This window comes from Vibrio sp. 10N.286.49.E11 (assembly GCF_041469505.1).
GTDB lineage: Bacteria > Pseudomonadota > Gammaproteobacteria > Enterobacterales > Vibrionaceae > Vibrio > Vibrio crassostreae_C.
This window is the reverse complement of sequence record NZ_JBFRKQ010000099.1, coordinates 1-13,504: the sequence shown is the minus strand read 5'-3', so window position 1 is coordinate 13,504 and position 13,504 is coordinate 1. Positions and strand designations below refer to the sequence as shown.

The window sequence follows — 13,504 nt, the reverse complement described above, 5'->3', positions numbered from 1 at the left end:
GGTTCGGTATGAAAGAGCAAAAAGTCGTTATTATTGATACTGGTTGTGCCAACGTTTCATCGGTGAAGTTTGCGATTGAACGTTTGGGCTACGCAGTTGAAATTTCAAAAGAACCAGAAGTGGTTCTTGCTGCCGACAAGCTATTCCTACCCGGTGTAGGTACAGCAAGTGAGGCAATGAAGAACCTGCAAGAGCGTGACCTTGTTACCCTTGTCAAGCAAGTTGAGAAGCCTCTGCTGGGTATCTGTCTAGGTATGCAGCTGTTAGGCAAACTGTCTCAAGAGAAAGGTCAAAAGGCTGATGAGTTAGTTGAATGCCTAGGTTTGTGTGATGGTGAAGTTCGTTTACTTGAAACGGGCGACTTGCCATTACCACACATGGGTTGGAACACCGTAACGGCAACACCTAATCATCCTCTATTTAAAGACATTGAAGAAGGCGAATACTTCTACTTTGTTCATAGCTTCGCAATGCCAGTGGGCGACTACACAATCGCACAATGTGATTACGGTAATCCGTTCACTGCGGCGGTTCAAAGTGGCAATTATTATGGTGTTCAGTTCCACCCAGAGCGATCTTCGAAAGCTGGCTCTAAGCTGATTCAGAACTTCTTGGAATTGTAATAAGGATTAGGCAGCGGCTAACGTTGCCATATAAGGAATGTAAATGATTATTCCCGCGTTAGATTTAATTGAAGGCCAAGTAGTTCGCTTATTCCAAGGAGACTACGGGCAAGTAACAGAATACAAAGTAGACCCAGCAGAGCAGTTTAATCTGTACCACCAAGCTGGCGCTGGCTGGCTGCACCTTGTTGACTTAACGGGCGCAAAAGACACAACGGCTCGTCAGTTAGACTTGATTGCTAAGCTCCTTGCTAGCACGCCTGCGAACATCCAGATTGGTGGTGGCGTGCGTAACGAACAAGATGTCGTTGATCTGCTAGAAGCTGGCGCACAGCGCGTTGTGGTTGGTTCTACAGCCGTTAAGCAACCTGAGTTGGTGAAAGGTTGGATGGAGAAGTACGGCGAGGAAAAAATCGTGCTGGCTCTGGACATCAATATTGACGAAAGCGGCATACGTAAAGTGGCGATTTCAGGTTGGCAAGAAGATTCAGGTGTGACTATTGAAGCGCTGATTGAAGACTACCTCACAGTTGGTCTTAAACACGTGCTGTGTACCGATATTTCACGCGATGGCACGCTAGAAGGATCAAACGTAGAGCTCTATGTTGATCTTTGTAAGCAGTACCCACAAGTGCAATTCCAATCATCGGGCGGCATTGGCAGCCTAGCTGATATCGAAGCGCTAAAAGGCAGCGGTGTTGCGGGTGTGATTGTGGGTCGTGCACTACTTGATGGCAAGTTTACCGCAGAGGAGGCATTTGCATGTTGGCAAAGCGCATAATCCCTTGTTTGGATGTCCGTGACGGACAAGTGGTTAAGGGCGTTCAGTTCCGTAACCACGAAATTATTGGTGACATCGTTCCGCTAGCACAACGCTATGCAGAAGAGGGCGCCGATGAATTGGTATTTTATGACATCACCGCATCAAGTGATGGCCGTGTGGTCGATAAAAGCTGGGTGAAACGCGTAGCTGAAGTGATCGATATCCCTTTCTGTGTCGCTGGTGGTATTAAATCAGCAGAAGATGCAGCGCGTATCCTTGAGTTTGGTGCGGATAAAGTGTCAATCAACTCACCGGCATTGGCTAATCCACAGCTGATTACTGACCTTGCTGATAAGTTTGGCGTTCAGTGTATCGTTGTCGGTATCGATTCATACTTCGACAAAGAAACCGGTAAATATCAGGTTTACCAATTTACAGGCGATGAAGCGCGTACTAAAGCAACCAAATGGGAAACCAAAGATTGGGTGCAGGAAGTACAGAAGCGTGGCGCAGGTGAGATTGTGTTAAACATGATGAACCAAGATGGCGTTCGTAACGGCTATGATATCGATCAGTTAAACATGGTGCGTGAAGTGTGTAATGTGCCATTGATTGCCTCTGGTGGCGCTGGTGCAATGGAGCACTTTGCTGAAGCTTATAAAAAGACCAACGTGGATGGAGCACTTGCGGCTTCGGTATTCCACAAACAAGTCATCAATATTGGTGAACTTAAACAGTATTTAAAACAACAAGATGTAGAGGTGCGACTATGAGTTTTGAACCCGTAAGCTTATCAAAAACAGAAGTAGGCGCATTGTCAGAGCGTATTAACTGGGAAAAAGTAGATGGCTTAGTGCCAGCGATTGTTCAAGATTACCAGTCAAGCCAAGTGCTAATGATGGGATACATGAACCCAGCCGCACTTGAGAAAACGGGTGAAACTGGCAATGTGACGTTTTTCTCTCGCACAAAAGAGCGTCTTTGGACGAAAGGTGAAACGTCGGGCAATGTATTGCAACTGCAAAACATCGCCTTGGACTGTGACAGCGACACCTTACTGGTTAAAGTTAATCCCATTGGTCCAACGTGCCACACAGGTACAACAACGTGTTGGGATGGAGACAAGCAAGAAGAGTCTCAGATGGTGTGGCTTCATCAGCTTGAGCAGTTATTGGCTGCCCGCAAGGACGCCGATCCTGAATCTTCTTATACTGCCAGTCTATATGCCCGTGGCACCAAGCGTATTTCGCAAAAAGTGGGCGAAGAAGGCGTTGAAGTCGCGCTTGCGGCGACGTCGGGCGATAAGGCGGAGTTAGTGTGTGAATCAGCAGATTTGATTTACCACCTAATGGTTCTTCTTCAAGACCAAGGCTTATCGATGGATGATGTGGTAAACAAGCTGAAAGAGCGTCATAAGTAAGCTCTCTTTAGATTAATAGAACCGCGTAAAAGACAGACAAAAGCCCCGCAAACAAACATGTTTACGGGGCTTTTTAGTTTTTTAATTTTCAAGATTTCAAGATTTCAAGATTTCAAGATTTCTAAGCCCTACGTCACTTTTCTAACCTCTGACTTTGCGTCATTCCGAGGAGCCTAAGCGACATCAGGAATCTCTTCTCTTAATCTGACTTCTTAGTCGAACGAGTTACCCGCAGCACTTCTTGTATTTCTTACCACTGCCACAAATACACGGATCATTACGGCCGATTTTAAAGCTCTCAACGGTTTGATTTAAGCGTGGGTCAATTTCTGGTTGTGTAGTTTGTTCCTGCTCTGGGAAGGTACCATCAATGTAGTACCAAAGACCGTCTTCACGTATAAAGCGAGAGCGTTCTTGCATGCAGTATTGTGCGCCTTCTTCATTGAAGTAAGCTTTAAACTCAACAAAGCCTTCGTCTTGGTGCGAGCCTACCGCAGTATCGATGACTTCTAGTCCTGCCCAATCACTGTTGATAGATTCTGCAATACCTTCTCTTTGCGCTTCTGCGTTGCAGCTAGGGTGGTAAGTCGCAACAACATAGTCAACTAAACCCAACACGTGCGCTGAATAACGAGAGCGCATCAACTGTTCAGGCGTTTCAACAGCACTGTGGTGAAGGTGCGCTGATTCACAGCACTGTTGGTAAGTATTTTTGCTACCGCATGGGCATAAAGACATAGTCAGATCCTGTAAAAATGGCCTCTATTAAGAGGCCATAAGTGAATGCGTGGGAGTTTACCAAGAAACGATCGCTCACCAAAGTTTAGTTTCTGTTGAAGTTATTGAAATTATCAAAGTGTTAGCGCGAAGTTTACTATTTCAAGGCTGGAGACAATAGCTCTTGAGCCCAAGTCGTCGCTTCGTCATAAGCTTGACCAAGTTGAGCTTCACTCAGTTTGAGAAGCTGGCGAATACGAGTCGCTTCTTCCCAACGAGCTTGCTCATACGCAACCACCATCGCCAATACAGCACCTAACACGCCTTTACGTTGAATCAAGGCTTGTTTGATCTCGATGTCGATCGGCACTGAATCGAGTACTTGTTTCAATGGTTGGTCAAAGAGTGAGTCCAACAGAGAGAACATACCGGTCAAAAAGGCTTGTCCAGGCTCAACCTTAACATTCATCTTCTCAACCAAGAGTTCACACTGACGTGCGCGTATTACCGCTAAGCCATAAAGTGAGTCCGGCTTATCTTCTTTCGCGGATGCGATAGCCACCAGTGAAACGAACTTACGCAGTTTCTGTTCACCAAGGTAAATAAGCGCTTGGCGGAATGAACGAATCGTTGTTGGTGAACCGCCAGCGGAGTTTACGTAGGTAAGTAGCTTATACGACATGGTCACATCGAGCGTAATCAAACGCTCTACTTCACCAAAGTCGATAGGGTCGTGCGCAATCTCTTTTAACAGCTGAACGGTCGTCAGGAATGCCGGGTTGAGCGCACGCGTTTGGATCATCTCTGGCTTGCTAAAGAAATAACCTTGAAAGTAGGTGAAGCCTGCTTTTTTCGCTTCTTGGTATTCTTCGTACGTTTCTACTTTCTCAGCAAGGAACTTGATATCTAGCCCTTTGAGAGAGTTCATAAACATCGCTGCTTTGGCAATTGGCGTCAAACGGATATCGAACTTGATAATTGAAACGTAGGGTAAGAAGCGCTTCCAAGCTTTACTTGGCACAAAGTCATCTAGCGCAATGGTATAACCCGCGTCAAAGATGGTTTTGATTGCTTCAAGTAATTCGTCTGTTGGTTCGCAGTCTTCAAGAACCTCAACAACGAGGCTTTCTTTGGGGAACAGAGTAGGGACTAAGTTGATTAGGCTTGCATATGGGAAGTTCACGAACCCAAGCTTATCACCCAACGTATTATAGTGGGTCGATAAGAAGTGATCGGAAAGCAAACGGCTAGTAGCGAGCTCCGGCTCTACTTCAGGGAAAGTGTTCTTAGGACCATCCCTGAATAGCAACTCGTAACCTATGGTTTTCTTGCCTGTGTCGAGTATTGGTTGACGCGCTACGTATGAATATTTCAACTTGGTACTGTGTTCGGTTTATTTCTGGTAGAGAGATAATAGCTAATTCACTAGAAATTACCATACACTTTCTAAGAAAGTCTGACCGACAATAATAATCAAAGTGAAAGTTTAAGCGTTATGTTAAAAGCTATTGCTAAACGCTCGATTCTGTAGTTCAAAACTTTGCGGCGTGAACACCAGCACTGAGCCTTGCGTATACCAATCGCCAAGTACGATACGGGTTTTAGTGCAATTGTTAGCATTAAATGTATGGATGTCTGGGCGGTGAGTATGGCCGTGGATCATCAGATCGACATTGTTTCGTTCCATCACATCTTCGACTTCTTGCTGTGTCACATCCATGATGTCGAGAGACTTGGTCTGCTTGTCATCTTTGATATCTGATTGAACCTTTGAAACAATTTTCTTCTTGATGAAAAATGGAATTCGGTTGAAGACCCATTGTAACCATGGCTGATGCACTTTTTCGCGAAAGGCGAGGTACTTTACATCTTCAGTACATAGAGTGTCTCCATGCAATACTACCGCTTTTTGCCCGTAGATATCGATCGTAGAAACTTCGTCGAGAAGTTGTACGCCCGTTTGCTTAGCAAATTTTTTGCCGACTAAGAAGTCGCGGTTCCCTTGAGTAAAGTAACAAGGCACGCCTGTTTTCACTAAGTCGATAAACGCTTGGCGGATAGAAGTCGCGAATTCACTCTTATCATCGTCACCAATCCAGAATTCGAAAAGGTCACCTAATACGTAAAGTGCATCCGCTTCTACGGCTTCTTTCTTCATAAAGGTTAAGAAGCAGTCTGTGATGTCTTCTCGTGACGGAGAAAGGTGCAGATCTGATATAAAATATGTTTTCATAGGTCTAAAAAAAGGGAGCGATTCGCTCCCTATATCCTGATTTTATCGGCTCATCAATACTAACCGAAAGCGATGAATTAAGCTTCGATTGTAGTACCAGTGATGATCACTTCTTCTAGAGGTACATCTTGGTGCATACCCATAGAACCAGTGCTAACACCTTTAATCTTGTTTACGATGTCCATGCCTTCAACAACTTCTGCGAATACACAGTAGCCCCAACCGTCTAGGCTTTCGCTACGGAAGTTTAGGAAAGAGTTGTCGTTAACGTTGATGAAGAACTGAGAGCTCGCTGAATGCGGTTCCATAGTACGAGCCATTGCTAGCGTACCAACTTTGTTCGCTAGACCGTTGTTTGCTTCGTTCTTGATCGTTGCACGAGTTGCCTTTTCTTTAAGGCCAGAAGTCATGCCGCCGCCTTGAATCATGAAACCATCGATAACACGGTGGAATAGTGTGTTGTCGTAGAAACCGTCACGGCAATACTGTAGAAAGTTTGCGCTTGTTTCTGGTGCTTTTTCTTCGTTAAGTTGAACTTTGATATCACCAAAATTTGTGTGAAGGATGATCATGATTGTTACCTTACTGTCTTTTTAATATGAAGTTCGAATTCTAGCGCATGTTGGCAGACTTTCAAATCACCAAATCATTAACTTAACTCGGATGTTTGAGGTAATTCCTGCTTTTAGGGATTACCTATTAAGGTATGACTTGTTATACTGCGAGCTTATTTTGATTAATCCATAAAATAGATAGAGATCATGCTGAAGATATATAACACGCTCACAAGACAGAAAGAGGAATTCAAACCAATTACAGCTGGCAAAGTCGGTATGTATGTCTGTGGGGTAACCATATACGATCTCTGTCATATTGGTCATGGCCGTACGTTCGTTTCATTTGACGTGGTAACTCGTTACCTGCGTTACCTTGGTTACGATTTGAATTTCGTTCGTAATATCACTGATATCGATGACAAAATCATCAAGCGCGCTAATGAAAACGGCGAGTCTTGTGACTCTCTGACTGAGCGTCTGATCGGTGAAATGCACGCGGACTTCGATGCATTGAACATGAAACGCCCAGATGTCGAGCCTCGTGCGACTGAATTCATCACAGAGATCATTGAGTTAGTAGAAAAGCTAATTCAACGTGGCTTTGCTTACGTTGCAAGCAACGGTGACGTGATGTTCGAAGTTAAGAAGTTTGACGAATACGGTAAGCTTTCTAAGCAAGATCTTGAGCAGCTTCAAGCGGGTGCTCGTGTTGACATCGATTCTGCAAAACGTAGCCCGTTAGACTTTGTTCTTTGGAAGATGTCTAAGCCTGGTGAGCCGACGTGGGAATCGCCATGGGGGCCAGGTCGTCCAGGTTGGCACATCGAATGTTCAGCAATGAACTCGTCTATTCTTGGCAATCACTTCGATATTCATGGTGGTGGTTCGGATCTACAGTTCCCGCACCACGAGAACGAAATCGCACAATCTTGCTGTGCACATGGCACCCAGTATGTGAATACTTGGATGCACAGTGGCATGGTGATGGTAGACAGAGAAAAAATGTCTAAGTCACTGGGTAACTTTTTCACTATCCGTGACGTACTTCAGCATTACGATGCAGAGACAGTTCGTTACTTCCTAATGTCTGGTCACTACCGTAGCCAACTAAACTACAGCGAAGATAACCTAAATCAGGCTCGTGCATCACTAGAGCGTCTATACACGTCACTTCGTGGCCTAGACCTTACAGCCGCTCCTGCCGGTGGCGAAGAGTACGTGACTCGATTCTCTACAGCGATGAACGATGATTTCAACACACCTGAAGCTTATTCAGTACTGTTTGAAATGGCTCGTGAAATCAACCGTATCAAGCCTGAAAGCATTGAAAAAGCAAGCGGACTGGGTGCATTGATGCGTGAACTAGCAGACATCATCGGTATTCTTCACCAAGAGCCAGAAGCCTTCCTACAAGGTGATGCGGCAGGTAACGACGACGAAGTGGCTGAAATCGAAGCGTTGATCAAACTGCGTAACGACTCTCGTGCTTCAAAGGATTGGGCAAATGCCGACCTTGCACGTGATAAGCTAAACGAGTTGGGTATTGTTCTGGAAGATGGCCCAGAAGGTACGACTTGGCGTCGTAAGTAAATCTTATAAAAAGGGCTGATTTTCAGCCCTTTTTTCTAGCACGAATTCTCTATTTTCACCTTTTCTATCTTCAACTTTTAATTAACAGGAATATTTCTGTGGCTCAGATGTATTTTTATTACTCGGCAATGAATGCGGGTAAATCAACAACGCTTCTTCAATCTTCATTCAACTACCAAGAACGTGGCATGACGCCAGTGATCTTTACGGCAGCTTTGGACGATCGCTATGGTATCGGTAAAGTGAGCTCACGAATTGGTCTGCAATCTGAAGCTCAGCTGTTTAAAAATGACACCAACATGTTTGATGCGATCAAAAAGCTCAATGAGGAAGAAAAGCGTCATTGTGTTTTGATCGATGAGTGCCAATTTTTATCGAAGGAGCAGGTGTACCAATTAACAGAAGTGGTTGATAAGCTGCACATCCCTGTACTTTGTTACGGCCTACGTACCGATTTCCTGGGTGAACTGTTTGAAGGTAGCCGTTACTTACTGTCTTGGGCAGATAAACTTGTTGAGCTTAAAACAATTTGTCACTGTGGCCGTAAAGCGAACATGGTAATTCGTACCGACGAGCACGGTGTGGCGATTGCTGAGGGCGACCAAGTGGCTATTGGCGGTAACGACAAATACGTTTCTGTTTGCCGTCTGCACTACAAAGAAGCGTTAGGTAAATAAGCAGCTCTATTTGCTAACGCGAAAGAACGAAAAACGGTGACCAAGTGTCACCGTTTTTGTTTATTGGGCCAGTGTTTTGCTTTCTTCCAAGCCGAGCTTTTGTTTTATTTCCTGCCGAGCTTTTACTTTGTTCAAAGTCTAACTTTTGCTTATTCGAAACCGAGCTTCTTCAATGCTTGATAGGCGTGGTCAACGTCGTCGGGGATCGGCATCTCAATCTGAAAGCCTTTCTCTGGGTAGGATTTGATTCGCTCGTAATCAGTAATTAATGCGCCTAACACCATATCTAACGGCAACTCTTCGTTAAAGTAATCATCCCAAGTTTGCCATCGCGACGTCACGGTAATCTCGGAAGTTTCATCAGGCCATTGTTTACTGAAGGTTGCGTAGGTACGTTTCTCCATGAAGGGCTTCTGAACTAAGGTTAGCCTCTTCGGCGATAACCCTTTTTCTGTCAGCAACTCATGAGTGAATCGTACATTTTCCCCAGTATTTGTTGCGTGTTTCTCTATGATAATGTCAGAGTCAGGCACGCCACAATCTCGTGCGATAGAAGCGAATGTTTCTGCTTCTGAGCGTTCAAAGCTTCTTTCGGTAAAGCGCCCCACACCGCCAGAAAAAACGATGTAAGGCGCGATCTGTTGGTGATAAAGCTCGGCTGCATATTCAGCTACGCGAGTATCGTTGCTACACAATACAAAGATACAGTCGGAAGGCGTAACCTTGTGACCCATCGACATAAAGTTCCAAAGGGTGTCGACTGAGCGATGCAGTTTTATGTTGGGATTTTTGTTAGCAATAGATTGTTCAGTCATGAAGTGCGTCCAGTGTGGATTCGAATTTAAATGAATAACCTAAGTCGAGAATCTTCTTCGAAGAGATTAACTTGTCTGGGGTATCAACAACAGCGGGCAGAGGCTCACTGCTGTTGGCGCTTTTCAGTGCCGCGGCATAAAACTCCGCCTTACTGACTGTATTTGGTGTGGTCACGTTAACTATTTCATTGTGCAGTTGACTGATAGCGAAATCGACAGCACCAATTGCATCATCAAGGTGCAGCATGTTGGCTGGAGCTTGAGTGCTGACTTGTTTTAACTTGCTTGCGAAGCGTGATGGGTGACGGCTTGGGCCGATTAAGCCACTAAAGCGAAGAATGGTGTAGTCGATACCGGAATCAATCACTGACTGTTCAGCTTGCAGCATGATTCGTGCGTTATCGGAAAATAAAGACGCGTGCTCGTTATCTGAGGTCGAAAGAGGGAGTGATGCATCCAGCTCGTTCAGCACACCCGGCTTAGTTGGGTATACCGTAGTTGAACTAACCATAATGAGCTTTTTAATGTTGGCCTTTTGGCATGCATTGGTGAGTTGCTGCCAGTAGTCGGCATACTCTTGTCCTGCTCCTTTTCTAAAGCCAGGAGGGAAGCTGCCAATCACAATTTCAGTGTTGTTTTCGAGTAACAATGAATAGAGTCGCCCGATAGTCTGTTGTGGATCGGATGAATCAAAGCTAAACACTTCACATGGAATTTGTTCGCTACCAATGGCATCTGCTCCCGCTTGGGTCGTTTTCGTGACCACTACTCGGTTACCATGTTTTTCTAAATGTTCAGATAAAGGTGCACCTACCCATCCTGCACCGACAATAAATATAGAAGCCATGTGTTCCTCACAACTGCAAATGACGAATTTACAATAAGCCTAACAAAGCTTTGCCCAAAAATGAAAAAACTCCACGGCCGAAGCAAGTGGAGTTTTTACTAGAACAATGGAGCTTTAGTTTAGTACGCGAAGAAGCTTGTCTGCGCGCTCTGCCATCTCGATACCTTCATCTGTTAGGTAACCGCCGTCTGGCTGAGTACAAAGGTTTTTTTCGAATAGGCGCTTAACAGCGTCTTGAGTTTCTTGAGCTGCCTCTTGATGGACTTTAATTCCAGTAGCTGCACTACTTACATCAAATTGAAGAAGGAGGTTTAAATCAGCAATATGTTCAGCGTTGTACTTCATAATTGACCTATATATTCATAACGTTCTCTACCTTCACCTTAGTGCGCATTCTCGGCTCAGGCAATAGCAAATAAAGAGAATTGATAAGTGATACCAAATTGATTGATTAATCATCGAGTGATGAGTTTATTTTGGTTATATTGGGTGATTTGCACCCACTTAAATCATCAGTGATGTTTATTGCTAAGTGGTTGTAATATATTGTGACTAGAAATAATTTGCATTGAGCGAATATTGTATAAAAAGGATATGCATAAGTGAGAGCGAACAAAGTAGCATTAACGATCAGTATGCTATTTGCTATCTCAGGTTGTCAAAGTACACCCTCAGAGCAGACAGACGCGAACCAAACCACAAACAACAATAATGAATCGACAATAGAGGTCCGTTCATTTCAGTCTGTCCAAAGCGTTTACTCCGAATGGGAAGTTAAGCTTGAAGACCATGCTCAATTGTCTCTCTATGCACCAGAGAATTACAATGAACTATTAGACGCATGGGATGATGCTGAAAGCATTTATGCGGACTTACTTAAAGACGAAACTCGGATAACCAAGAGTTACTCCATTTTTTCGAGCCTAACTTACGCTGAAGCCTTCGATGAAAAAATCGCTTTGATCAAATCAAACTATGACTCGATCTTAGTGTTAAAGAAGAAGGCTGATCGAGTACTCGCGGATTCGATTGTCCAAATGGATTACCTGAAGTTTCTTGGCGCAGATACTATGTTTACCTCGAGCTACAAACGTTTGTATTCAGAATACAGCGAGTTGTTCGAGTATGTGCTGGTCGATGAGCTTGAAGACGCTCAAGAAGCGCAGGTGGAATTTCTTAACAATGCTCGCTTACTAGAAGTTAAAGTGGCGCATAAGAAATACATCGAACCTTTGAAGAACGAATTAGAGTTCTTGGAAGATGAAGATTTCGATGACGTTGTTCCACTGACGTTTGCTAAAGCGGCATCTCAAATTGCTTTGGCAGAAAGCCAAGTGAAAGCCAGTCCCCGTGAAAAGTCTATCATTGAAGACGCAGTTCACGCTGCGGAGTTCGAATTAAACCACGTACGCAGTGTTGCTCATGAAGTCAAAGTGCTGGCGAGCGTAAAGGGCGACCAGTTCGAACAGTCGGTTTTGAATGCAGAGAACCAGTTATTGAGCATTTCACGAGTGGTTAATGATGAAGATCACCGTGATGTTGTATTGCGTCTTCAGTCTCAAAAAATTGTAGCGAGTGTTAAAGCGCTGAAAGGCTCAGACATGACGGCGTCATTAAAGTCAGAGATTAAAACTTTGACTGAGCAATTAGCTAAGCTGGAGTCTGAAAACCAGAAGCAAGCGCAGCAACTGTCTGAAGCAACCAAGCACAGTGAGTTGCTCGGTGAGCAGATTACCAAGAGTGATGCTCACATTAAAAGCTTAGAAGAGTTAGTGGATAGTTTGAAAAGCTTAGGTGGCAAAGTGGCCAACGAAAGTGACTCTGATGTGATGTCCCCAGCTGTTGAATCTACTCTAGAGGATTCAACCCTAGAACAATCATCAGAAGAAGTGATTGAACCTTCGGTTTAGCATCACTAATTTCTTTATTTGTGATTGAGTTAAAAGCGCCTTAGGGCGTTTTTTTTACGTTCTGTTGATCTATGTCAAAATCTAGAAATAAAAGCGCTCTGTGAGCCATTTTAGTGTACGTTATTCTTTGATTTTTAACGTAACTTGTTGATATTTATAGATGTGTTATTTTCTATGCTGATAACTAATCATTCAGCAGAGTTTTCTTTTTACTACTAAAGTCGTATGAATTTGGAATAACTCGGACTATTTGCTTTCAACAAGGCTGTGAGAGCTATTTTGTGCCTAAAATAGCTCTTGAATTCAGAAATGAAAGAGAGGATTATCGCGCTCCCGACGACATGTTTCAAAATGTAAATCATCATGAATCTAAACCAATTTGACTCATTATTACCGCCACAAATGGCTGAGCGCGCTGCAGATATTGGCGTAGGTAAAGCAACCAAAGATCCAATCAAATCTTTTCTCCTAGCGATTTCCGCTGGCATACATATCGGTATTGCGTTTGTGTTTTACACCATCGTAACGACTGGTGCTGGTGATTTGCCGTGGGGTATTACTCGCTTATTAGGTGGCCTTGCATTTAGCTTGGGCTTAATTCTCGTTGTTGTTACCGGTGGTGAGCTATTTACCAGTTCGGTGCTGACTCTGGTTGCTCGTGCAAGTGGCAAGATTACTTGGCGCACGCTCGTTAAGAACTGGGCTACGGTTTATGTAGGTAACTTGATTGGCGCATTGCTGCTGGTGGCTTGTATGTTACTGACCAAACAGTACATGTTCGACCACGGCCAAGTGGGTTTGAATGCAATGGCGATCTCTCAACATAAGATGCACCATGATTTTATCCAAGCTATCGCGCTCGGCATCATGTGTAATGTATTAGTTTGTATCGCGGTATGGATGACGTTTAGTGGACGTACTCTGACTGACAAAATTGCGGTAATGATTTTACCTGTAGCGATGTTCGTATCGGCTGGTTTTGAGCACTGTATTGCAAATATGTTCCAAGTGCCTTTAGCTATCGGCATCAAAACATTTGCTTCGGCTGAATTTTGGACAATGACAGGCGCTAACCCAGCGGACTATGTTGATCTGAACATGGCGGACTTTTTGATGAACAACTTGCTGCCCGTTACCATCGGTAACATCATTGGCGGCGGTATCTTTGTTGGTATGTGGTACTGGTTGATCTACCTACGTGACTAATAAAGGTGGCGCTATCGACAAAGATGGCGTGACTAACTCAGTTGACGAGATGAGTTAACGCTCTGTGGAAACACTGAACTGACTTATGACATTTACAAGACGGCCTGCATTGCAGGCCGTTTTTTATTTGGTGCGCCGAGCATGGC

At 44.2% G+C, this 13,504-nt stretch carries 15 protein-coding genes; 8 read left to right on the top strand and 7 right to left on the bottom strand.

The genetic code is table 11. The features are described 5' to 3' along the window. Window positions 1–8 precede the first annotated feature (8 nt). Genes hisH through hisIE form a run of 4 tightly spaced genes read left to right on the top strand, consistent with a single transcriptional unit; the run spans window position 9 to window position 2,806 of the window. A complete protein-coding gene (hisH, locus tag AB4167_RS20470) occupies window positions 9–623 on the top strand; it encodes an imidazole glycerol phosphate synthase subunit HisH (protein ID WP_017060268.1) in 615 nt (204 codons plus the stop codon). Window positions 624–666: 43 nt separating this feature from the next. Beyond that, complete coding sequence (gene hisA, locus AB4167_RS20465; RefSeq protein ID WP_372136955.1) at window positions 667–1,404, top strand: 1-(5-phosphoribosyl)-5-[(5-phosphoribosylamino)methylideneamino]imidazole-4-carboxamide isomerase; 738 nt, start codon at window positions 667–669, stop codon at window positions 1,402–1,404. Further along, complete coding sequence (gene hisF, locus AB4167_RS20460; protein ID WP_017060270.1) at window positions 1,386–2,159, top strand: imidazole glycerol phosphate synthase subunit HisF; 774 nt, start codon at window positions 1,386–1,388, stop codon at window positions 2,157–2,159. The genes hisA and hisF overlap by 19 nt, the downstream gene beginning before the upstream one ends. Next, window positions 2,156–2,806 carry a bifunctional phosphoribosyl-AMP cyclohydrolase/phosphoribosyl-ATP diphosphatase HisIE gene (gene hisIE / locus AB4167_RS20455; RefSeq protein WP_017060271.1) on the top strand — a complete coding sequence of 217 codons (651 nt, stop codon included), beginning with the start codon at window positions 2,156–2,158 and terminating at the stop codon, window positions 2,804–2,806. Before hisF ends, hisIE begins: the two co-directional genes overlap by 4 nt. A gap of 225 nt (window positions 2,807–3,031) precedes the next feature. On the opposite strand, the gene AB4167_RS20450 is transcribed toward hisIE, so the two are convergent. The 4 genes from AB4167_RS20450 to AB4167_RS20435 form a co-directional block, all read right to left on the bottom strand. After that, window positions 3,032–3,544: a YchJ family protein gene (locus tag AB4167_RS20450; protein ID WP_017060272.1), complete on the bottom strand. Its 513-nt coding sequence runs from the start codon at window positions 3,542–3,544 to the stop codon at window positions 3,032–3,034. A gap of 136 nt (window positions 3,545–3,680) precedes the next feature. Beyond that, on the bottom strand, window positions 3,681–4,898 hold the full coding sequence (locus AB4167_RS20445) for an EAL and HDOD domain-containing protein (RefSeq protein WP_029235542.1): 1,218 nt from the start codon (window positions 4,896–4,898) through the stop codon (window positions 3,681–3,683). A 123-nt stretch (window positions 4,899–5,021) separates the two neighbouring features. Beyond that, a complete protein-coding gene (gene lpxH / locus AB4167_RS20440; RefSeq protein ID WP_017060274.1) occupies window positions 5,022–5,756 on the bottom strand; it encodes a UDP-2,3-diacylglucosamine diphosphatase in 735 nt (244 codons plus the stop codon). A gap of 77 nt (window positions 5,757–5,833) precedes the next feature. Next, window positions 5,834–6,328 (bottom strand): peptidylprolyl isomerase, encoded by a 495-nt coding sequence (locus AB4167_RS20435; protein WP_017060275.1) that lies wholly within the window; start codon window positions 6,326–6,328, stop codon window positions 5,834–5,836. A 189-nt stretch (window positions 6,329–6,517) separates the two neighbouring features. Between AB4167_RS20435 and cysS the strand changes: the two genes are divergently transcribed. Next, window positions 6,518–7,903, top strand: coding sequence for a cysteine--tRNA ligase (gene cysS / locus AB4167_RS20430; protein ID WP_372136954.1), 1,386 nt, complete (start codon window positions 6,518–6,520; stop codon window positions 7,901–7,903). Between the two features lie 98 nt (window positions 7,904–8,001). Continuing rightward, entirely contained in the window at window positions 8,002–8,580 is a 579-nt protein-coding gene (locus AB4167_RS20425) for a thymidine kinase (protein ID WP_017060277.1), read from the top strand. Window positions 8,581–8,729: 149 nt separating this feature from the next. Here the strand turns inward: AB4167_RS20425 and AB4167_RS20420 are convergent, their stop codons facing one another. The 3 genes from AB4167_RS20420 to AB4167_RS20410 form a co-directional block, all read right to left on the bottom strand. Then, window positions 8,730–9,395 carry a YdcF family protein gene (locus AB4167_RS20420; protein WP_372136953.1) on the bottom strand — a complete coding sequence of 222 codons (666 nt, stop codon included), beginning with the start codon at window positions 9,393–9,395 and terminating at the stop codon, window positions 8,730–8,732. Next, on the bottom strand, window positions 9,388–10,242 hold the full coding sequence (locus tag AB4167_RS20415; protein WP_017060279.1) for an NAD(P)H-binding protein: 855 nt from the start codon (window positions 10,240–10,242) through the stop codon (window positions 9,388–9,390). Before AB4167_RS20415 ends, AB4167_RS20420 begins: the two co-directional genes overlap by 8 nt. Before the next feature lie 114 nt (window positions 10,243–10,356). Further along, complete coding sequence (locus AB4167_RS20410; RefSeq protein ID WP_017060280.1) at window positions 10,357–10,587, bottom strand: TIGR02647 family protein; 231 nt, start codon at window positions 10,585–10,587, stop codon at window positions 10,357–10,359. Window positions 10,588–10,844: 257 nt separating this feature from the next. Here AB4167_RS20410 and AB4167_RS20405 point away from each other — a divergent pair, with 257 nt between their 5' ends. Next, window positions 10,845–12,152, top strand: coding sequence for an ATPase (locus AB4167_RS20405; protein ID WP_017065323.1), 1,308 nt, complete (start codon window positions 10,845–10,847; stop codon window positions 12,150–12,152). Window positions 12,153–12,515: 363 nt separating this feature from the next. After that, window positions 12,516–13,358, top strand: coding sequence for a formate transporter FocA (gene focA / locus AB4167_RS20400; RefSeq protein WP_017072124.1), 843 nt, complete (start codon window positions 12,516–12,518; stop codon window positions 13,356–13,358). Window positions 13,359–13,504: the final 146 nt, after the last annotated feature.